This window comes from Paraburkholderia terrae, from assembly GCF_002902925.1.
Lineage (GTDB): Bacteria > Pseudomonadota > Gammaproteobacteria > Burkholderiales > Burkholderiaceae > Paraburkholderia > Paraburkholderia terrae.
On record NZ_CP026113.1, the window covers coordinates 1,378,526 to 1,400,582 of the forward strand.

The following is a 22,057-nucleotide window of genomic DNA, read 5'->3' on the forward strand; positions in this document are numbered from 1 at the left end:
GAAATCGCGGAATGAATAAATAGGCGAGTAGTCCAGTCAACCGAGGGGCGGCTCAGAATTATGGCATCTCGCGCATTGTCTGGAAAAACGCCGCCTCTGCCCCCTCGCAAAGTGCTCTGACGTCTAGAACTTGCCCTATGTGTGTGAATTCTTCTATCCGGCAACGCCAGATCTCGTACGTTTTTCGAGACTTGATCGACTTATCAACGACAGCACCCTCTCCTGAGTCCAGAGAGTACGAGAGCCTCGACAACATGCGGGTCAGCGTTTGGCAGGGACAGGTCTCACACATCATCGTCGGTGGGTAGATGCCTTATTGCAAGTTGCATCACAGGCCCCCCGTGGCTCGGAGCGATAGTTGGTCTATCTTCAAGCCGGCTAAGGACTTTGGTCACACCCTGGCGGCGAATTGTTAAAGGGGCAATGCGGGCGCGGAGTGTCAACTTCGCCGTGGCCAACCAATGACGACGTACCACACGTTTTCCCCTTTTTAGTTTATCAACATCATCTAAATATGGTAACATCATTACATTCGTATGGTCTCGACGCAGCCTCTGGTCGAGATGCGTTCTCGAAGGAGAAAATCAATGAAAAAGTCGAAAGCCGAGACGGCAGAAACACACAAGCGGATTGTGGCGGTCGCTGCCAAAGCTTTTAAGGAAAAAGGAATTGCTGCGACAGGCGTAGCCGAAATAATGTCAACAGCTGGATTGACGCACGGCGCGTTCTATCGCCATTTCAGTTCGAAAGAGGCCTTGGTTGCCGAGGCCGCAGCGCTTAGCATCGAAGTATTCGTGGAAGCAGCCGAAGCGGCCGCTGCTAAGGGCCCCCCCTCGTTTCTCAAGTATCTCCGAGGCTACCTGACTTCAGAAGTTCGGGATGGAGTATTGGGAGGCTGCCCGGTAGTTCAGATGGGAAGTGAACTGGCTCGCGCCGACGCGACTACCCGCGAAGGCGTCAGCAATGGATTGCGGCAACTGATTGATATTGCTGTAAAAATGAGTGGCGATGCTGCTGGTGCTTCGGCAGAAGACGATGCGATTTTTACCCTCTCTGCGTCGATTGGGGCGATAACGATGGCGCGACTTTTTGACGACCCTAAGTTTTCTGACCGCATTGTTAACATAACAAAGCGCCGCTTGCTGAAGCCGGTTGCGAAAATTCAAGACGAAAATGCAAAGACGTCCAGGGTCTAGTGAGAAAGTAACCGCAGCCAAGAGTTAGGACGCGCCACGTTTCGTGCTGGAACGCTGCCGCCGGGTGGGATCTTCTATAGGATCAAGCGTGTCGCTTATCTGATTCTGAGTATCGGGAACGGGACTCGTAACGGATGGGAGGCATTACGCGCCTTGGGTCCTGCCAGCCATACTTATTTGGTCCTGATTCCAGTCACTCGCAATTTATGTTCAAGGCCGCCCTCAATGCGGCTACGATGAGACTTCTTGACCTTTTTGTCTGGCCGCTGGGCAAGGTGAAACTCGTTGCGCACAAAAGGTATCCGTCGCTAGCGTTGACGCACGGCCCGCTGTGGATAGATGGACACGCGATTCCCATAGCAAAGTTGGGCACCAGCCAGGCTGCCCGGGGCGATCCCGGACAGCGTAGTCTCCATCTATCGTGCTACACCTCGTTTATGCCGTCTGTTCGGCCTCGCGCGCTTCTTCGTACGTCGGGAAGTCGATATAGCCGTGTCCGTCACCACCGTAAAAGGTGCTCCGATCATAGTGTGTCAGCGGAAGGCCGTTCTCGATCCGGTACGGGAGATCGGGGTTCGACGTAAAATGGCGTCCGAAGGCGATGAGGCTGGCGAGACCATTGGTGACAGTGTCTTCCGCAGTTGCCGGAGTGAAGCCACCAGCCGCGATAATCGGGCCATCAAAGAGTTCCCCGAGCTCACTCGCTGCAACGGCCTCCTTGGCTTCGTCGACCGTACTGTCACCACTGATACGCGGCTCGATGATATGGAGATAGGCGATACCGAGGTCATTCAATCGCGCTGCGAGGTGACGAAAGAGCGCACGAGGGTCGCTATCGCTCATGCCGTTGAACGTGCTGCTCGGGGAGAGGCGAACGCCGACTCGATCCGCGCCCCACACAGTCGAAACGGCTTCGATGATTTCGACCAGGAAGCGCTCACGGTTCTCAATCGAGCCACCGTAAATGTCGGTGCGCTTGTTGCTCCCGTCCTGCAGGAACTGCTCGATCAGGTGACCTTGCGCCGCGAGAAGCTCGATGCCGTCAAACCCTGCTCGCTTGGCGTTCACTGCTGCGACACGGTATTGCTCGACGACACCAGCAACCTCGTTGGTTTCCAGCGCCCGATGCGCCGACGGCCGCACCAGGCCGTCAGGCGTCGTCACAACGATAGTTTCATCTTTCAGGAAGCTCTCGTTCACGGATGCGGTGATCGGCGTGACCTGGCTGATCGCCGTGCTTGTGGCGCGGCCAGCGTGATTCAACTGAAGAAGGATCAGGCCGCCTTTCGCGTGCACGGCATCCGTGATCTGCTTCCAGCGCACGACGTGTTCTTCGGTGTAGATGCCTGGCGCCGCATGATACGGGCGTCCTTCGGGGGCGATTGCCGTCGCCTCAGCGATGAGCAGACCGCCGTTGGAGGCGCGTTGGCTGTAATAGTCGCGCATCAGATCGCTGGGGTTCGCGCTGGGCCACTGAGCGCGCAGTCGGCTCAGTGCCGGCAACACGATGCGATGCTTCAGATCGAACGCGCCGATCTTGGCTGCCGTGAACAGCGTTTTTTGTACTTTCGTCGTGGTGACCATCTTCAACTCTCCTTTCACATTGTGAGAACTATCTATCGATAAATTGATGGGAGGACGATAGCCCTCTGCAATTCACACGTCTAGAATGTGTCTTTGGGTAATTGCTTCCCATAGATGAGAAGAATCGGATAAATCCTCATCGGTGGCGCCCAGCGCGGTCTGGCGCTCAGATGTCATCCTGACCCGAATACTGTATAAAAAAACAGGTACAATAATCGTTCGGAAATCTGGCACCTGAGCCAGACAGCGAAGGAACCGGTGATGATGTTTCAGCAAGGGCTTTTCGAGGCAGAACCGCTCTCGGTCGTACAGGACGACGAAGGCGGTATCCGGTATTTGCCGGCGGCCATCAGTGCCCAGTTGGCACAGCACTGGTTTGACCTACTTATGCGAAACGCGCCGTGGGCCACCTACCGCCGCATGATGTATGACCGTGAGGTTGCGGTCCCCCGGTTGATGGCTGCGTACAGAGATGATGGGGAATCTGAGTTACCCGAGCCGCTTTCCGATGCATTTGCAGAAATGCGCTCTCTCGTCAGCGCACCGTTCAACAGCGTCGGCCTGAATCTTTATCGTGATGAAAATGACAGTGTTGCTCCACATGGCGACAAGGTGGAGAAACTCACTGTCGGCCAGCCGATTGCCGTTTTGTCGCTCGGCGAGGCTCGCCGGATGTCAATCCGGCCAAGACGTGATCCGGGCCGTGTCCGGCACATCGATCTTGAGGCAGGGAGCGTTCTGATGATGAGTTACGAATCGCAACTGACTCACGAACACGGAATACCGAAATTGACGGCCCGCTGCGGTCCCCGTATCAGCCTGGCATTTCGCTGTTTCGATTTTTGAGCGTCGGAATTAGTGGACGAGGCTCATACGTATGTTGGGTGGCTCGCACGCGGAACCTGCTTGAGGTGCATATGGATGATGCGATCGGCGTGACACGCACCGCCAGCTTGTTCTCGCACCGGAAGCGTTGTGGTGCCATTGCGTTCCAGGAAAACCACAGGCCGTCAACGCGTTGAAGGTCCGCCAGCCGCACTCACTGGCGTTTCTCGTAGTGATCGCCCGTGCGAGCGTTCTTGTAATGACGACCTTTGCGGGTGATGCCCAACCTTGTGGGGTCGCGAAAAACCTTGGCGTCCGACCAGATATCGGCACTGGACACGCGGTACTTGAGTAGTGAAAACACGAGAACGCAAACGACTCAAACATTGCCTATTACCGCATCGGCAGCAGGTTAGAATCGTGACCTCAAGTCGGAGGCCACATGTCCCTGCAGTTTTTCCTGAACGCGCCGCCTCAGGGCGTCCACCTGGCTAACCTGGTCGTACTTCTTCTTAACGACTGGGATGACTACTCCTTCAAGACGTTTTTTAACGCCCGCATTTACGACGCTGAAGGCGACGTACATGAGATTGGGCCAGTCAAAATTGGCTACTTCGGACAGCAGCCTGGCCGCACATCCGATACGCTGTCGTCGTCGTTTGCTTCGCTTCCAGCCAACTATTTTTCCCTTGGACAAGAACCCGAATACTACGAACGGCTGAGGGACGTCCCGGAAGCTCTTCGCGAGGAATATCTTCGGCACATGAAAGACCTCGTATCCGACGCGGACCTACGAGCGCGGGCAGACGACGAACAGGTGTTTGCAACCTCTCTGCTCCGTTCTGTCAGCCGTTCTGCCATCGAGGGGCAATTCAGACGCATCCTCGCGGGAGGTGTAGCTCTTACTGAGTTTCGCTTCTATTACACCGCCCCGGTTGGAGACAGACGGGGACCAATGGAGCTCGCATTTGAGGTAATCCCCACTTCACACCCTCCGACCAATATCCACGTCGTTATAGGCCGAAACGGCGTCGGAAAGACAACGCTTCTCAATGCGATCGCGGGCGCGATTGTTGAGCAACGCCCTGTATCAGAGGTCGGTGCATTCAGCATTACCGAGCGGCGGGGGGGTATGCATCACCCCATGCCCTCAAACTATTTCAGCAGCGTTACGTCCGTCGCATTCAGTGCCTTTGATCCGTTCAATCCGCCTCCCGATCGCACAGACAGATCAAAGGGCGTGAGCTATTTCTATGTCGGCCTGAAACGGCGGGCGGCCACGACGGACCAGAGCGGCACGACGCTCAAGCCGCTTACCGACCTTTCCAGCGAATTCGCGGAGAGCCTTGAAGTCTGCCTCCGTACGGCAACTAAGCGGCGACACTGGCGCAGGGCGATTCGCACGCTCGAATTCGATCAGAATTTCGCAGACATAAACCTATCGAACCTTGCCGACGGCACGTTGGCGGGGGCTGCAGCGAGCATCGGTGCCCGTGAGCTGTTTGAGCCGTTGAGCTCGGGTCACAAGATCGTGCTGCTCACTATAACCCGGCTCGTTGAGACGATTGAAGAAAAAAGTCTGATACTTCTCGACGAGCCGGAGAGTCATCTGCATCCACCTCTTCTGTCCGCATTTACACGTGCACTTTGTGAATTGCTGACCGCTCGCAATGCAGTCGCAATAATCGCGACCCATTCGCCGGTGGTTTTGCAGGAAGTTCCCAAATCGTGCGTCTCGAAGATTGCCCGCTACGGAAGCGTCAGCCGGGCAGCGCGACCGGAAATTGAGACGTTCGGCGAGAACGTCGGTTCGCTGACTCGCGAGATATTCGGCCTTGATGTGAGCAAGTCTGGTTTCCATGATCTGCTCGCGAAGGCAGTTGAGACGGGGCGAACGTTCGATCAGATCCTATCGGCTTATGATGACCAGCTGGGGCTCGAAGGGCAGGCTGTTTTGCGCGCAATGCTAGCATCGAGGAACGTCTGAATGTTCGCAATACCGAAACCAGAATTCCCCCCTAACCTTGCATTCGATATGTGCGTGGAAAGCATCGCCGATGAAGAGCTAACGAGCCGGTTACGGAAGGTTGCCCTAGGCATAAAGCACATCGGTGGCTTCTACCATCACATGGCCAGTGAGGGTATGTTGCATGACGTGAAGCCTGCTCGACAAAAGCAGGACGCCGAGATCGTCATTGGAGAAGTCACCAGAGGCGAGTTGCGGAGCTTGTATAGTGCCCAAATGGTCCCGGAAACGAAGGAAGCTCGCAGGATCTACAACGAACTACGCGCTGCCGGTGGGGGAAAGTGTCCGACTTGTGGGGTCGGTGACGTCCATACCATCGACCATTTCCTTCCCAAGTCCGCCTTTCCCTGGTTTTCGGTTCTGCCAGAAAATCTGGTTCCGGCCTGCAGAGATTGCAATACGGGCAAGTTGGCAAACGCTGCAGACGATGGCCAAAATTTCCATCCGTATTACGACATCGCTCCACTGATGCGAGAACAGTGGATTTTCGCCGAAATAGACCGGACGTCGCCGCCTTCTGCAAGGTACTTTGTCCGCGCCCCTGAGCATTGGAGCGCCCTGACAGTGCGCCGCGCGGAAAACCATTTTCGAGACTATGGGCTCGGCAGAAAATTCGCTACGCAAGCTGCAGAGGCGCTAACCGAACTGGCGGACATGTTCAGAGACCCTCCCATGACACCGGCGGAGATACGAGACGCACTTGGACGGAACTTGCGTGCCGGCCGCAAGCATCGATGCAATTCATGGAAGATTGCGCTATTCGAAGCCCTGCTCAACTGCCATTGGTTTTGCGCTCTTGAGTTTTGATCCCCTGCGGCAGCGATTGGTTCCTGCTGGCTGACCGTTGCAGAGGAGCATTCGCGTACTATGTACCGTAAGGGCCCCGCAATCGATCGCGCTCAGCCTGATTTCCGTAAGACTGCGCGAGCTTGAGAATGTCTTGGCCCAGGCGTGGGTAGCCCGCCTCGGCGATAGCCGTGGCGCGATCCACATACTGTTTGTCGATTTCGAGTTCCGCCGCGCCGCCGGAAAAGCCGTATGTCCCACGCGAGTTGAACATTTCGGTGACCATTCCATTGCGCATGGCCTCGGCATCGCGACCATTTAACGCGTTTGCCACGGTCCGATCGAGCCAGAGGCCATCCTGATCTGCCGGAGCGTAAGCAACGCATTTGCCGAGCATACTCATCGCGACATCAAGGTGTCCGCTCTCAGTACACTGTCGCCTGACATCTGCTAGCCATTTGGTGAATACGGCGCCTTGCATCTGCCCATCATCGCCGATTCCCGGACACAAGTTCCATCCAGCAAGAAGCTGATAGGCGTTGCTCGCAACGGCCTCTTTCAGGTCCGTGTCAGCGTCATGGTCATCCTCGGCCACTCCGGTCGTCGAGTGGAATGCGAGTCGCACGAAATGGCAGAAACACTCCGGGTCGCTCGCCATCCGCCGACGGAGGAAAACCGGCTTGTACCGTGGATCGCGATCCAGAAGCACGAGAAACTCCCACTCGATTCTGCACACCGCTTCGACGTCAGCATCCGCCCTGCTCTGCAATTCTCCGAGCAGCGAACCTATATCACTCCCGCCGATACTGGCGAAGTCTGCCGCCGAAGAAATCGCAGACAGAAACACTTCCGACAGAAGCGAGGTTGATACCTCCTGTCCGATATGCAGCGCCCTATGAAGCAGCCGCATCGCTGCGAATGGCCTGTTGTTCGAAAGGAGCTGCTCCGCACCGGACAGCAAATCATCAGGCTCGATATCAGCATTCGCACCGACTGTAGCCCAGTACGTCGTGCTGACTGCCGGGTCTAGCGTATCGAGGCGCCGCCAGACCTCGTTGCTAAAGGGCACCGAAATGAGCAGCCGTGCAGCTTCTTCTGGTGACCAATCCCGCAATAACAAGCTGTCCACCCACGCCCATTCTCCTTTCCTGAACCTCGCCCAGACGTAGCTCGATGCACCGTCACGAAGGGAGACTACGTCATTGACCAGGTAAGCTGGCAAAATCAGGCGATCGTCGTTCGTATCGCCAATCTCACCCCACGCAGCCCCGAGCAAACCCGGCGATTTCACCTCAGCAATAAACTCGACAAGCACCCGGTGTCCTTGACCCAAGAGTTCGCGGACGGCCGCGCGCCGCCTTTCGGCCAGCATACGTACGTGCTCGTGCCAGTCCCCGCCATCCTGGTAGGTGACAGGATCATTCGGATCGAACAATCCAAGGTGCCGAAGCGCGGGAGGTCGCGGAGCAAGTGTCGCGGCGATATCGGCGAGACGACCAACCTGGATAGATGTCATCGCCCATTCCGCGTCGGGAAATTGACGGTGCTTCCCTACCATTTCCTGCAGCGCTTTCCATAGCTCATATCGAGCACGCTCATCGAGCGCTCTGACCTCTTCGCTATCGAACAGCGACGCCGCGTCGTTCCACAGTGGTAACGGCAGTGAATCAATACGCGCGGCTAAGTCAGCAAGCTTGCTGCCATCAGATCCTGCGGCGTCTACCGTAAGCCTGACGTATTCGCGGGTTTGCTCTTCGAACGAGGTGTCTCCCACCGAGTCGGACCAGGTCTCCGGAATCGAAGCCCTAAACGTCGGCTTGCGAGCGCCATTCGAAAAGACGTTGGCAGTCGGAAGTAGCCCAAGAAGAAGTTTCCAGCCGATGTCGGGAAACGACTGCTGAAGTCCTGTCACGGCCGTGAGACGCGACGAGAACGGCGCGCAGGTCTGTGGAAGCCACGGGAGGAAGATCGTGATAAGCGAATTCAAGGGACGATTCCTCCAGTTGCCGCCTGGATCGAGGGTAGCGAGTTCCGCAAGGCAGCTCACGACCTGTCCCAGATGCTCCCGCTCCCACGCTAACGTTTCAAGCGCCCACAGAAGTCCGGTCATATAGTTGCGCCCGAACGCTCCGCTGTCTTCCTCTTCAAAAACGCCGACAAATGGAGATGGCTTTTCACCCAATGCGCTGTCGACGCACTCAAGGAACGAAAGTGGAGAAGCTTCGGCAAGCAGCGGCAACACCCCATTCAGGCCTGCCCAACGGCTCGACGATGCGCGTTCAAGAAGGGTCCTGACAATCTGGGATGCAATCCCAGATGGCCGCCCGACAGTGCATGACGTCAGCGCGCTCGGCTGTGCACCTATCAACGCGAGTGTTTCTGCGATACCTTCGCGAAGCGTCGACGAGTATGAGAACGCTTTCCCATACACCGCTGCTGCGTAACGCCGATCTTTCTCCAATTGAAGCGCTGGATCATCTTCTGCCAGCACAACGAGCGACGCCGCTTTGAACGCATCCAGATGTGAGTCGTAGACGTGGTCCGCCAACGCTCGCCATCCGTCATGTCGTGCGACGAACTTCCAGACCCGGTCCCGGTGCGTCAGAGGCGAGCCCGGTTCCGCCGTCGCGCGCCGCAGGACCTGCACCCATTCGGTATATGGTCTGCCCGATACTGCCTCGACAGTGGCAATGTCATCCGCCCTTTCCTCCTGCCACCCACCAATTAGCATCGCGACAGCGAGATCCTCTGCGTGCGGTCCCGAAGCCCATGCCGGGAGCGCCGACGATCCCTTGAAGCAGCGCACGAGCGAACTCAAATCGCCATAGCTTCTGCGCGCCAGAACTCGGGCGCGTTCGTCAGGAAAGCCCGCTTCTCTTAGAGTGCGCTCAATTTCATACGTGGGCGGATTGGGCAGATGCACAGTAAACGGATCTTTTACGCCTCCGGGAGATCCACTGAACACGAGGCGATGACCGGCCCGTCGTGCCTTGTCGAGAAGCATCGCTCCTCGCTCACTGGCGACGTCGAGCTCTGGGGCGGCGATCAGGACATGCGGCTGTTCACGAGCAACGAAGTCCGTCCACGCGTCGCCCCCCGAGATCACCACGCATCTGCCGGCGATGTCTGCGCGTCGTTCAGGCTCGAGGCTCGCAATGTAAGCAGAAACAAAATCAACGGCCTGGTCAGGGTGAGCGGTTTCCAGCCGAAGCCGTGCGACGTCACCGCGCAGGACCTGATCGAGCCGGTCACACGCGTCCTGCCGCGTGGCAAGGAATGTCGCCGGCGCCAGCGCGGGTTCGCCATCGCCCGAACTGATAACTTCCCAATGCTCGCCCGGCAGTTCAAGCTGATGCACAGCCAGCTTTAGCCGTTTCGCGAGCCAAAGTTCGACCACTGGCATCGCGTGCATCCATTCAACCAGCTTCGTACCGTCAATTACGCGCACATCAGCCCACTCGTTGCGCCGCTGGCGCGTGTCGATCCACACAAGCTGATTCTCGCCTCTCCAGTCACTCGGCCACCCTCTGCGACCGGAAAGCGGTGTCACGAAGATGAAAGTGGATTCGGCTCGCACATGAGCCGGCACAGCTTCGGTGAGCTCCCGATAGTCCCTTGTTGCCTTGGCGCCGGCATCCAGGTTCGTGCCGATTTCCCAATATGAGTGTCCATCAGGAATGAACGGCTCACAGGCGAACGGAGTTTGCAATTCGCCGTCAGGTCCGGGTTGCCCGATGCTGTCGCCGAGTGGAAAGCGGCGATTCGTCGGTTGCGGTGATGATGCAGCAACGAGGCGCCACACGAGCTCTACGATAAGCCCTTGTGCCTCGACGGCATGTCCTCGCACCCAGTCATCCAGAAGATTTTCGGTAATGAGACTCACAGGATCTCCAACGACGTAGTTCCCTCGGCGGGCGCATATCGGACTCCAGTTCAAGCCGATCCGTCCTCACGGCATGAAAGGCCTAGTGTAGATGCCGGAGCGAGTCTCGCACGGGTTAAGACGAAGGATTGTAGGTGCGGGTACGTCCAGAGACAACTGCAACGGCGCCCTCGGAACGGCGGCGCCCAACAAATCTGCTCACAAGTCTGGAAACTTATCGTGCTCCAGATGACAATACACCCGGCTTAACATCCGCAGCTATCCACGTTAATTCAAAGCGCATCAATCCGCGTGTGCAGATTCGGCACGCGCGTGGCGATCGGAGCGTTAGCAGCGTGGTCTTCCTGGTCCTGATACACAAATCGTTTGCCGGATAGACACGCTGGGAAGTGCTAAACCTCGAAATCAGGTTCAACAAAACGCCTCTTTTTGCCGCATTGAAAAAAATTTGTCGAAGTTTGTCAAAAACCGCTCTGAACGGAGCATTACTAGGTGAGGCAACGATGTTTTTAGGAACCTTGGTGGCTGTGCCCCGGCCGCCCGCCACTAGCGGAGCGGTTGCCCCGCGCAGTCAGGTCGAATCCGCGATTGCGGGGCTGGCCGACCGCGATTTCGCGGTCCTGCAATACGAGGCAGAGCGCATCTGCCGGAAATATCGCGAACTGTCGCCGGATGATGCCGGGGATCTGCTACAGGATGCGTTTCAGGCGGTAATCGAAGCGCGACGGTATTGGCAACCGGCCAATGTGGCATTCGTGCCGTTTCTGATTGGCGTGATGCAGAGCCTCGCGCACAACTATCACAAGCACATGAAGGGATCGCATTCAGTGAACGTGACCTACGAGCATCAACTCCCTCCGACGGAAGACGGCAGTTCCACGATCGACTCGATCGCGGTGGAAGGCCACGCATCGGCAGAGGAGACGGTCAGCGACCTGCAGGAACTCGCGCTTGTCGAGGCCGGCATCTCGATTCTGCGAGCGCAGCTGGCGCAGCATCCGTTGTCGCTCGCCATCTTCGACGGCCTGCTGGACGGGAAAGAGAAAAAGCAGATCCGGGAGGAGCTGAACGTCGAATGGACCGCCTTCTGGTCGGCCGACCGTCGCCTCACGCGTGCAATCGAAGCCTACAAACGGAGCATTTGATATGAATGTCAGCAAAAAAACACAGTTCGACGACGCCCTTGAGCATAGTGTTGCCGACTTCCTGGCGAATGCCCCCGACGATCAGGTAACGGCGTTCTTTCAGGAAGAAGGACTCGATATCCACGCGCTCGCCCAGAAAGGTCGGGAGGCGCTTGCACGCGCCCGGACGGCCGCTACCAGCGCGCAGGAGACATCAGCCGATGACGTGAATCCATTTTCGGGCATTGAGCGACCCGAGTATCGCAAGCTTGCCCATGAGCTCGGCATCAACACCATGTTCCTGAATCGCATCCGGGATCGCGAAGTATTGCTCGCCGACTTCCCGGCCGTATTCCTCGACCGGCTCGCCGCCGCGCTACGCGTGACGGTTGTCGTGCTTCGACGGTACCTGTCGCTGCCGCCGACGCCTCCCGTTGGCGGCATGTTCCGGTCGGATTCAAAGCCGGTTGTTGCCGCTGAAGCCGCGTCCTTCGGGGCTGTTGCGCGCGAATCCGGCCTCTCCGAGGAAGAAATCAAACAACTGTTTGAATGAGATGCACGGGCATCGCATTGCTGGTCGAAAATATTTTGCCGGTTTGATAGCGCTGGACCGGTTTACCGGGAAGGCGCCCGTCAGTGGAGGACATCTTGCCAAAGGCTTTAACTCGAAAAAATGCGGAAGGCGAAGTTTACAAACGCCTTCCAGATATCGACGAGAGTATCGTCCAGTGGGAGACGGTCGACGCGAAACTGGTCGCAAGCGCGGCTGGAAACCTTGATTACCGTGCTGACGGCTACATCCGGAACGAAGTGCTGCTCCACTTACTGCGCAGGGCTGGCAAGGAGCGACGCGCCGACGATTTCTACGCACTGTTCCCGATGTTTATGGCGCGGGTCCGGCATCTGATACGCCCCTGGCTCGCGCGCCGCCCCGGCAACTCCGACGATCTGGCCAATGAAACCTGTTCCGCGATGGCAAGGCTGGTGGCTGAAGACGCCGCTGCCCCTGCCAGCGACGAGATTGACTACTTCGAGGTTCGCTTCGCGAAAGCGCTGTCTTTCTTCGTGCTTGATCGGCTCGAAGAAAACCGCCGCTGGTACGCGATGCATCCGTCACGTGAGGATCTGGCAGACGATGGTGAAGTAATTGACCTCGCGCCCCTTGACGACAACAGGGACCTGACGGGCCCGGAGAAAGCCGCCCTCGGCGCCCAGATCATGCGTGCATTTCATGCTCTGTCGGAGGAAGAACGTTCGATACTTGAACTACGCTATCTACAGGGAATGAAAACGAGTTCAAAGGATGCGGATGAGGAAACGATCCCTAAGAAGCTCAATCTCAGCGAACGCACTGTCCGCAACCGCCTCACGAGTGCTACCAAGAAGCTGTCGAAATTCAAGGAGCGTCAATGACTTCCATCAAGAAATCGTCTCCTGTGCTGCGAGAAGTGTTAATACAATTTTCCGTTGAACAGGACACCCCCGACCAGCAACTTCTCGACTACTACGTCGAGAAGTATCCCCAATTCGAATCGCAGTTGAGGAGTCTTGCGTCCCAGCTCATGGATGCAGGCGGCGAGGCGCACCAATTGGAAGGCGAAGCTGGAAGCCTTGACTCTCGCGATATCGAAGAGGCGACAGTATCGGTCAGCGTATTTCAAAGCCGATACTTTGACGAGACCGGGTGCGTGTTTGGAGAGTCTCGGGATGATGCTAAATCCATTGAAAATAGACTGAGCTCACTTGAGAGACCAGCCTACAGGAACCTCGCTTCCCGACTTGGAATAAATACATTGGTTTTAAATCAGCTACGTGACAGGGAGATTGACTCCACAACAGTCTCCCGACGCTTCACAGAGCGTCTTGCGCGTGAGCTTAATGCAAGCGTCGAGGTCATCCGGCAGTTTCTAAGCTTGCCAGCTGCAATATCTCCTATGGCAAGTTTTAAGGCCGAAGGCAAACCACAAAACAAATCCAAGGAAAGCTTCGAGGAAGCTTTGATGCACTCTGGGCTGAATGAAGAACAAATCAGGTCTCTTCTTGACTGAGGACAACCATGAGTTCGTTTCGCGGGGCAAGACAACGAGCTGTAGAGTTGCATACGAAGCTAATATCTAAAGGAGCGAATCCGCTTGATATCAAGGCGTTGATTGATGCTGCAGCCGAGAGTCTTGAACTTGAGATTGTCCCTCTCCCCTCTGGCCACAAACAGTTGAAGGGAGCAAAGGGGGTACTTGACCCGCAAAGCGGAGATATCTACCTTGAAAAGGGATCTTCGTTCATAGAGATGCCGGTCGTCGCAGCACATGAGATTGGCCACGCCTGTCTTCACGTGGAGCACCTGTTTTGCAACGAGGGTGATGTAGCTGGCGCAACCGCGCAGCCGAGTCACGGGCCGTCGAGCAAGGTAGGAGACTATGGCCCAAACGAGCGCCGTGAGCTCGAGGCCAATGTATTTGCCCGGGAACTCCTGCTACCTCGGGAGTTTTGCAGGCGACTACACATTGAACAGGGAATGAGCGTAAAGGACATCTGTTCTGCAACGAACCTGCCTGCGCGATTGGTTAAACAGCAACTGCTCGATGCCCTTCTGCTCCCGCCACAGCCTGAATCTCCTTCGGAAACTCCTTCGACGGGCGCGGTGGGGCTTGACCTCACACAAAAGAAGGCGGTCGACCATCGTTCTACGCCTTTCCAGCTGATTGCTGGACCGGGAACTGGCAAGACGCGCACGCTCATTGCGCGAATCGTCGATCTTGTTGAAAAAGCAGAGTCACCTGAGTCCATTCTCGTCCTCACTTTCTCGAACAAAGCCGCCACCGAAATAGCGGACAGACTGAAGGCTGCCCTTGGTGAAAAGGCACGTCGGGTATGGGTTGGGACGTTTCACTCGTTTGGTCTCGATCTGGTACGTCGATACTATGACCAGCTCGACCTGCCCCCCGATCCGCCCATCTACGATCGTAGTGATTCGATCGATGCCCTCGAAGAGCTTCTACCCATACTCCCACTGCAGCACTACTACAGCCTGTCAGACCCTGCGAGAGTCCTGAAGGATGTTCTTGTCGCCATATCGCGCGCCAAAGACGAACTCATCGCCCCGAAGGCTTATCGTGACCTTGGCGAACAGATGCGAGCGGCTGCATCCGAATCAGCCGATCCAGCGGCACAGGAAGCGGCAGCAAAGAGCCTTGAGGTAGCGGTCATCTATGACGAGTACCAGAAGATGCTGCAAAGTCACGGCGCGGTCGACTTCGGTGATCTGGTTATGCGCCCTGCACTGCTTCTCGCGAGCAATGAAATTATCCGGCAGCAGGTTCAGGCACGCCACAGACACGTCCTTGTCGACGAGTACCAGGATGTCAACTTCGCCAGCGTACAGATGCTCAAGGGCATTGTCGGAGACGGAAACCGCCTCTGGGTCGTCGGAGACCCACGGCAATCAATTTACCGGTTTCGGGGCGCCGCCCCGGCCAACATGGCGAACTTCGGCGCCGACTTTGCCGGAGCGGACCAGTCGCGACTCGAAGTTAACTACCGCTCATCGACTGAGATTGTCGACGCATTCGTTGACTTTGCCAGTCCCATGGGGGCGTCGCGAGGCATATTGCCGCTTTCCCTCAAAGCGGACGCAGGTTCAACCGGTATCCCTCTCTGCTTCACTGCTTCGCCTACGCTCGAAGCGGAGGTCGATGCCATCGCCTCGAGCATTCTTGCCTACCAGGGACAGGGCCTTGCCTACTCTCAGCAAGCAGTGCTCTGCAGGACCAATGCACGTCTGGCCGCTATCGCCAATGGACTGGAAGCGCGAGGCATTCCTGTCCTTTATCTCGGGAGCCTGTTCGAGCGTAGTGAAATCCGCGACCTGCTCTCCCTCCTCAGCCTTATCGTCGAAAAATTCGCCGGCGGACTGATGCGGGTCGCCACCATGCCGAGATACCGCATGTCGCTCGAAGATGCGGCTGCCGTTATCAGGCACGCCCATAGCAATGATTCTGCTCCGCTGTCGTGGCTGCGCCCGGAAGCATCCATCGAGTCCTTGTCGCCGGCCGGAACGGCCGTGCTCGCAACGTTGCGACAAGACCTGGGCGGACTTGCCCTTGATTCGCCCTGGGAGTTTCTGAGTAGCTATCTTTTTGAACGGACGACAATTGCCCGTGATCTGGCAGCGTCAACGTCGATCGCAGACCGCATGCGCGCGGTCGCCATCTGGCAGTTTCTTGACTTTCTCAGCCAGCCGGCGAGGAAGAAATCTGGGCATCCCGTTCAGCAACTGCTCGATCGGATCAGGCAACTGGTTCTGATGACAGAAGAGCGAGATTTGCGCGTAGTCCCGGATGAGGCTACTCATCTCGACGCAGTTCGTCTTCTTACCGTGCACGGAAGCAAGGGCCTTGAGTTCGATGTGGTGCACCTTCCCGGCCTGTCAAAATCCAGCGTGCCTGCGAATAGACAAGCGGACAAATGCCCACCGCCGGACGGGATGATCTCGGGTTACGCGGGACTCTCGGCCAAGGAAGCGCGGGACGCGGCACATCACGACGAAGAGGAGTGCCTTTTCTTCGTGGCGCTGTCCCGCGCCCGAAGGCGACTCCATCTGTACCGTTCCGAGACACAGAAGACGCAAAACCGCGCACCCTCGCCGTACCTGCAGCGCCTCGGAGCCCGCCTCAAGACGGCAACGGTGGAGCCGTTCACTATCGACGCTTCGACCGCGACGGTCGACCGGCCACGAGTTCGCTGGCCGGCGCAGCTGACTGTGAGTCAGACGTGGTTGCGCGCGTACGACCAATGCCCCCGACGGTTCTTCTACACCTACGTTATCGGGATTCTGACCGCCCAAAGAAATAGCGCTTTCGCGCGTACGCACGACTGCGTTCATCGACTTATCAAGTGGGTAGGCGAGCGACCTGAACTCGGCCCAGCGGACGAGGCAGTCGTCGCAGCGGAGTTTGATCGTCTCTGGAACGAACGCGGTCCCACCGGGCACACCTACGCTGCCCGCTATAACGCGCTTGCACATCGAATGGCGAGGCAACTGCTCGTTTTCAAGTCAGGTGGTGCGGTTTCGGCCGCACAGGATATCGACGTGCCGTTTCCAGGCTCGTCGGCCAGTATCCGCGTCAAAGGGCATGACGTGGTTCAGACCGCCAGCGGCACCAGCGTGATGCGATACGTGCTGACAAAGCGAATCCCGAAAGATGAAGATGATGCGCTCGATGCGACCATGCATCATCTGGCTGGACGCCAGGCGTTTGGGAAGAGCTGCGCTATCGAGGTCGTGTCGTTGACGACGGCCGAGCGAAGGATTCTGGAGACCACGGACAAGAAGCTGATGTCACGGTCCGAGAAGTGTGAGCAGATGCTTGCTGACATGCGCCGTTGCGACTTCACCGCAAGCCCCGACGCGATGCGCTGCCCTCGCTGTCCGCACTTCTTTATTTGTGACGCATCTCCCGGCGGAGAAATCGATCCAAAAAATTTGTGAAATCAGCTTGCCGGTTTCGCAGTCGCCAGGCGGTTTACATGACAAGGGAGCGCAGTAGCGTACATCGCGCTAGACGGCTCCCACACAATGGAAACCACCGCTATGACAATTTTTTTTCAACGCGCGGGCAAGCGCGAATTCCAGACTCTCGACGAAACGGTCGAGCGCAAACTTGACGCACTCAAGGCCGCGATGGGCGGCGATGTCATTGCCGTCGAAGAAGTGCTGATTTTTGTCGAAGACGGTGATGAACCGTTGACGGCCGAGTTGCTGGAAGTCGTGCTCGTTGAAGGTCAGCATCACAAGCTGCACGCTCACCACTGCCACCACATCGAAGTCACCGTGCACTACGACGTACACACGGCGCATCACAAGTTTTCGCCGTCGACGACGGTCGGCAAGGTACTGCGCTGGGCGGAAGACAAGTTCCACATCGCGGAAGCCGAAAAGGGCCATCTGCAATTGCAGCTCGCAGGCACGAACGACCGCCCGGTCGCAACGACGCACCTGGGCGCGCTCACGAGCGGTCGCGAATGCTCCGTCGTGTTCGATCTGCTGCCCAGCCATCGCATCCAGGGCTAACCCACGGAGGTCCATGTGAACACGCCCGATGAAAAGGCGTTTCGCAGTGACCTGCTGAAGGCGTCCTTCATGCTCGGAGAGCTTGAGGGGCGCTGGAAGCTTGTGTCGCTCGAATGGCCAATCGCCCTGATTGATGTGACCGCACGTGACGGCCTGCAGTACCGTCTGCGATTCGATGTCAGTAACTATCCAGCCTCCGCGCCAACGTCCGGCCTATGGAGCAGAGACCAAAATGCCGCGCTTGCCCCCGCACTTTTTCCGAGGAGTCGCAGCGGAACCGGGCGCGTGAAAGACGTTTTCCGTACGGACTGGACAGGCGGTCAGGCACTGTACCTCCCATGCGACCGTACAGCACTGGCCGGACACGAGATCTGGCTGCAGCAGATGCCATCAAAGGCATGGCAACCGTCCGTCGGCATCACGCACTATCTGGAACTCGTACATGAACTTCTCAATTGTCCGGACTATGCGCCACCTGCTGGCGCCTGATCATCGCCTGTCGTGCCCGCCGCGCGTCTGGAGACAGCTTCTTCGCGACCTGCGCGAGCGCGGGCGTGGCATTCGCGAAAGCGGAGCTTTCCTGCTTGGGGCGAAGGTTGACGGCCGCAGATACATTACCCACTACGTCCTCTATGACGACCTCGATCCGCGCTGCCTCGACACTGGCATCGTCACGTTCGACGGACAGCATTACGGGAAACTCTGGGCGATCTGCCGCGAGCGTCAGCAAAGCGTTGTAGCCGACGTACACGTGCACCCTGGCTCTTCGCATCAGAGCCAGTCCGACCGCGAACATCCGATGCTCTCTGTCGCAGGTCACGTGTCGTTGATCATCCCGGATTTTGCCCGCACGCCGGTAAGACGTGATGACATCGGAATTTACGAATACCGGCACGACGGAGGGTGGGACGCAATTCATCGTCGCGACCGGAAACAATTCTTCTACATCGGATGGTGAGTTTAATGATCAATATCGGACCCGAAACGCTCGATCGCACCATCAAGCAACTGGTCGACAGCGGCGAAGCCTCGATCGAAGAAGCGTATGCCATCTTCGCCGGATACAGGCTTGTCATCGAAATCGATGCAGAGCATCTCGAACGCGAAGATGGGCAGATTGCGCTCGTCACGCTCGTCAGTCTCGCGTCACGCGTTTTCCACGGCGGCGTGTACGTTGAGGGGTGCGGGGCAAAGCCACTGCTTCTCCCACTCCCCTTGGGCGAAACGATCGAGGACGCTGTCGTCGCGTCTGGCGGCAGAACCGACCAGGCCCCCACGGACGCTCCGCGCATCCGTATCGGCAGCGCATGCGCGCGATGTGCGCCCTTTCACATTCGTGTCGTTTTTGACGGCTGGCGCGGCGGCATCGTGCCGGTGGACTTCGCGGACACGCTTTCCGGTGCCGCGCGACCGCCAGCTATGTCTTTGGCGCCTGTTGTTGCGGCGTCCCTCGCTGTTGCTGAAGCGTTTGAACACGTCAGAACAAACAGCCCGACCGTCGGGCATTTCCCAACCGGAATGTCGCTGTGGAGGCCGCATGAACGCAACTGGCTCACAACGACAGATGCTGGCCCCGTCCTCTCCGTCTTGCCAGAAAAGCTATGGCTGATCGGGCTTGGGCACGTTGGTCAGGCGTACCTTTGGTGCCTTGGCCTTCTCCCCTATGAACCCTCAGCGCCCCTGCAGCTTGTGCTGCAGGACACGGACGTGATCGGGCCATCAACGCCGAGCACTTCAATCCTGTCGAACCCGGCGATGGTCGGCCGCCGAAAGACGCGAGAAATGGCCGCCTGGGCCGAACGACGAGGATTTCGTACCGCAATCACCGAGCGACTTTTCAATGCTGATTTTCGCGTCGCGAACACCGATCCGTCGGTCGTACTCTGCGGCCTCGACAATATTCCCGGCCGGCGCGCGCTCGACAAGGTGGGATTCGGCCTCGTCATCGAGGCGGGGCTTGGTAACAGGCATGACGATTTTCGCTCGCTGCGCGTGCACACATTGCCTGGTCGGCGTACGGCGGACGAGATCTGGAAGGATGCGCCTGCGACGGACGAAGACCACGTTCCCGACGAGTACAAACGGCTCAAGGCGGCTGGCTTGCTGGATCAATGTGGCATGACAACCCTGGCGGGGAAAGCAGTAGGCGCCGCGTTTGTTGGATGCAGCGCCGCAGCCATCGCCATTTCCGAGCTGCTGCGCTTTCTGCATGGTGACGGATTGAATGAATCCATCGACCTTGACCTGCGCGCTGCGGATCATCGTTCCGCGTCGCCCAGTACGGTTGACATGACTGGGTTCAACCCTGGATTCGTCTTCGCGCGACCGCCCGGTCTGCCGTAAGCGTTCGATCGGGACCCTCTGCTCGCGCAGCTTGCAGTTGCGCGAGCCTTTCACGACCAACAAAGAAAGCGATTGTGCATCAACTGTGTGCCTCCAGAACCAGTTTGTGCAGTACCGGTGCATGCCGCTCGAAGCGTTTTCAAAGACGGATTGCCGGTTGATGTCACTTCGCAACCGATTCGACTAAACATGCGTGCATATGTTTGGCGTGTGCTCTTGCGCATTCAATCTAATCTTCGTCGGCATTACGGATAACTTTCATCGCTTGCCGAAATTACGCTGCAACCGACCTGTTATCCTCTTGGCGGTGATTTTGCGACCACAGTAGAACGAATCCCCCAGCGATCGCGAAATTCTTCAAAAAGTTATTCAGCTGACCGTTGAATTGGACGGGCTCTACGCTCCAGAATCGATGCGCGATCAATGCAGTCGCTACCGAATACAATGCGAGCACGATCGATAGCTCGCGCAGGCGCCATCCTGCTATCAAGGCTACCGCGCCGCCAATCTCCAGCAGCACGACGAGCGGGACAGCCAGCTCCGCCAAGGGCAGCCCGAACGAGCCAAAATATGCAGCGGTCGCATTCCACGCAATCAGCTTGCGGATGCCTGCAACCAAGAACAACGCTGACATGAGTGCTCGAGAGATCCGTTGGATCGCAGTAGGTGACATGGAGTTTTCCATATGGTCAAAAAAGATAACGTTACGAATGTATTGTCGTGACGGAGACGTCGAACGTGCCAACGACGGGAGCCGTATCGAAATGCATCGCCAATCGATCTCTCGACGTGTATCGCGGCCAATTCGGCAGCCTTCCGCAGTTTGGATCGCCGCCTTCAACAAAGCACAAGATTGACTCCTGGAAATCAGCTGAGACACGGCGCGCTGCCTCTACATCTAGCCCGTCTAACATCGGCGCGTTTGACCACGCGTCGAATGTGTCGAACAGATATGGCAATTCAAAACAATGGCATGCACCGGTTCCCGGCATACGCGATCGCAGCACAAACTCATATACATAGCAGGTGCCTCCATGGTCAGCGATCCGGTCCGCCAGTTTCTGGGTCGGCGCGCGAAAGATTTCGTCTGAAACGGCGTGTAGCAACCGTATGTAGTTATCCGTACCTGACCCATCCCGACGCGCCTTTGGGAATCGCACCCCGCCACTTTCACTACAAACAGAAAGACGTTGCAGCGTCGAAGTGTCGCTTGCGGTCAGAATGCTCTCATCATGCGAGAAGAACGCACCCATTTCCTCAGGTAGTGAGCCCAATAAAAACCGCATATTCGAGGCCTGTGATTGATCGATTTCACTCAGATTTGCGGGTAATGCGTCGGACACAAGTGGCAGAAATGTTGGCGGAATATCGGCAAACGCCGGATGAGCGCGGGCAAACAGTCCCTGCCCCTCAAGTATTCGGTCCACCGACAGCTGGCGGAGGGCATCGAGCGTTGGGGGAACGTTGAGAAGCTCACAAAAGCTGTACGCAAACGCTGCTGCTTGCTCCGGTTCGTGCGGCGCAATTGAACCAGGCAGGCTTAGCAAAACTGCCTGACTGAATAACCCGGTTCCAAGTGGTGAACGCGTCAATGCGGCGGTATACCATGCCCCCGCAGACTGCCCGCAAACCGTGACGCGAGAAGGATCGCCACCGAAGCTCCCTATATTTTTATGAATCCACCGTAGCGCGGCAACCAGATCGTGCAACGCCATGCTGCCTGCTGTCTGCCCAGGAAGATAAAGATTTCCAAGCGCCCCGAGCCGGTAATTTGCGCTGACAACGACCACGCGCCCGCTTGCAGCCAGTCGATCTCCGTGATACCAGGCTAGTGGCGCGCCGCCCGTCAGCCATCCGCCACCATGGATCCATACCAGTACTGGCAGCCCGTCGCTCGTATTGCAAGTACGTGCGGGCCTCCAAACGTTCAACGCAAACGCATTTTCAGACTGATTTGCGAATCCTGGCGTCGTACCCATTACGGCTGTTAGTCTGCTCTGTGTCTGCGGGAACACCGGGCCCGGTCTCCTCGCATCACGTACTCCCTGCCAGGGAGTGGGCTCGCCAGGCAGGGAAAACCGCCGAGGCTGGTTGAGATCTGCGGCATAGGGAATATCGAAGAACGCCTCAACCCCGTTGCTTGCGATACCCGCCAAAGCACCCTCAGTGCACGTTACGACCGGTGAGGAAAGCTGCTCATGCTTCATCGTTGCAAATGTC

General features: G+C 57.4%; 17 protein-coding genes. 13 read left to right on the forward strand and 4 right to left on the reverse strand.

Annotated features, from left to right (window positions below; translation table 11 throughout):
- The first annotated feature begins 587 nt into the window (after positions 1-587).
- Entirely contained in the window at positions 588-1,196 is a 609-nt protein-coding gene (locus tag C2L65_RS35920; RefSeq protein ID WP_042304919.1) for a TetR/AcrR family transcriptional regulator, read from the forward strand.
- Positions 1,197-1,631: 435 nt separating this feature from the next.
- On the opposite strand, the gene C2L65_RS35925 is transcribed toward C2L65_RS35920, so the two are convergent.
- Positions 1,632-2,780, reverse strand: coding sequence for an alkene reductase (locus tag C2L65_RS35925; RefSeq protein WP_042304920.1), 1,149 nt, complete (start codon positions 2,778-2,780; stop codon positions 1,632-1,634).
- Positions 2,781-3,041: 261 nt separating this feature from the next.
- On the opposite strand from C2L65_RS35925, the gene C2L65_RS35930 reads away from it, so the two are divergent.
- The 3 genes from C2L65_RS35930 to C2L65_RS35940 all read left to right on the forward strand — a co-directional run bounded on the left by C2L65_RS35930 (position 3,042) and on the right by C2L65_RS35940 (position 6,438).
- The gene (locus tag C2L65_RS35930; protein ID WP_042304790.1) at positions 3,042-3,626 is read left to right on the forward strand and encodes an alpha-ketoglutarate-dependent dioxygenase AlkB family protein; all 585 of its coding nucleotides are present in this window, start codon (positions 3,042-3,044) and stop codon (positions 3,624-3,626) included.
- Positions 3,627-4,047: 421 nt separating this feature from the next.
- Positions 4,048-5,592, forward strand: a complete 1,545-nt coding sequence (locus C2L65_RS35935; RefSeq protein ID WP_042304791.1) for an AAA family ATPase — start codon at positions 4,048-4,050, stop codon at positions 5,590-5,592.
- Complete coding sequence (locus C2L65_RS35940) at positions 5,593-6,438, forward strand: HNH endonuclease (protein WP_052426779.1); 846 nt, start codon at positions 5,593-5,595, stop codon at positions 6,436-6,438.
- A 58-nt stretch (positions 6,439-6,496) separates the two neighbouring features.
- Here the strand turns inward: C2L65_RS35940 and C2L65_RS35945 are convergent, their stop codons facing one another.
- On the reverse strand, positions 6,497-10,300 hold the full coding sequence (locus C2L65_RS35945; RefSeq protein WP_042304792.1) for a hypothetical protein: 3,804 nt from the start codon (positions 10,298-10,300) through the stop codon (positions 6,497-6,499).
- A gap of 389 nt (positions 10,301-10,689) precedes the next feature.
- Here C2L65_RS35945 and C2L65_RS35950 point away from each other — a divergent pair, with 389 nt between their 5' ends.
- The 9 genes from C2L65_RS35950 (at position 10,690) to C2L65_RS35990 (ending at position 19,837) form a co-directional block, all read left to right on the forward strand.
- A complete protein-coding gene (locus tag C2L65_RS35950; RefSeq protein ID WP_156132223.1) occupies positions 10,690-11,445 on the forward strand; it encodes a sigma factor in 756 nt (251 codons plus the stop codon).
- Between the two features lies 1 nt (position 11,446).
- The gene (locus C2L65_RS35955) at positions 11,447-11,977 is read left to right on the forward strand and encodes a hypothetical protein (protein ID WP_042304794.1); all 531 of its coding nucleotides are present in this window, start codon (positions 11,447-11,449) and stop codon (positions 11,975-11,977) included.
- An 83-nt stretch (positions 11,978-12,060) separates the two neighbouring features.
- Positions 12,061-12,837 carry a sigma-70 family RNA polymerase sigma factor gene (locus tag C2L65_RS35960; RefSeq protein WP_042304795.1) on the forward strand — a complete coding sequence of 259 codons (777 nt, stop codon included), beginning with the start codon at positions 12,061-12,063 and terminating at the stop codon, positions 12,835-12,837.
- On the forward strand, positions 12,834-13,472 hold the full coding sequence (locus C2L65_RS35965; protein WP_042304796.1) for a hypothetical protein: 639 nt from the start codon (positions 12,834-12,836) through the stop codon (positions 13,470-13,472). Before C2L65_RS35960 ends, C2L65_RS35965 begins: the two co-directional genes overlap by 4 nt.
- Before the next feature lie 8 nt (positions 13,473-13,480).
- Positions 13,481-16,912 carry an ATP-dependent helicase gene (locus C2L65_RS35970; protein ID WP_063769773.1) on the forward strand — a complete coding sequence of 1,144 codons (3,432 nt, stop codon included), beginning with the start codon at positions 13,481-13,483 and terminating at the stop codon, positions 16,910-16,912.
- 102 nt (positions 16,913-17,014) lie between these two features.
- Positions 17,015-17,494 (forward strand): hypothetical protein, encoded by a 480-nt coding sequence (locus C2L65_RS35975; RefSeq protein WP_042304797.1) that lies wholly within the window; start codon positions 17,015-17,017, stop codon positions 17,492-17,494.
- A gap of 15 nt (positions 17,495-17,509) precedes the next feature.
- On the forward strand, positions 17,510-17,983 hold the full coding sequence (locus C2L65_RS35980; protein ID WP_081920743.1) for a DUF7665 family protein: 474 nt from the start codon (positions 17,510-17,512) through the stop codon (positions 17,981-17,983).
- Positions 17,937-18,452, forward strand: coding sequence for a hypothetical protein (locus C2L65_RS35985; protein ID WP_156132225.1), 516 nt, complete (start codon positions 17,937-17,939; stop codon positions 18,450-18,452). Before C2L65_RS35980 ends, C2L65_RS35985 begins: the two co-directional genes overlap by 47 nt.
- A 5-nt stretch (positions 18,453-18,457) precedes the next feature.
- Positions 18,458-19,837, forward strand: coding sequence for a hypothetical protein (locus C2L65_RS35990; protein ID WP_052426782.1), 1,380 nt, complete (start codon positions 18,458-18,460; stop codon positions 19,835-19,837).
- Between the two features lie 274 nt (positions 19,838-20,111).
- On the opposite strand, the gene C2L65_RS35995 is transcribed toward C2L65_RS35990, so the two are convergent.
- Positions 20,112-20,522, reverse strand: coding sequence for a DoxX family protein (locus tag C2L65_RS35995; protein WP_042304799.1), 411 nt, complete (start codon positions 20,520-20,522; stop codon positions 20,112-20,114).
- A 19-nt stretch (positions 20,523-20,541) separates the two neighbouring features.
- Positions 20,542-22,044 carry a carboxylesterase/lipase family protein gene (locus C2L65_RS36000; protein ID WP_081920744.1) on the reverse strand — a complete coding sequence of 501 codons (1,503 nt, stop codon included), beginning with the start codon at positions 22,042-22,044 and terminating at the stop codon, positions 20,542-20,544.
- Positions 22,045-22,057 lie beyond the last annotated feature (13 nt).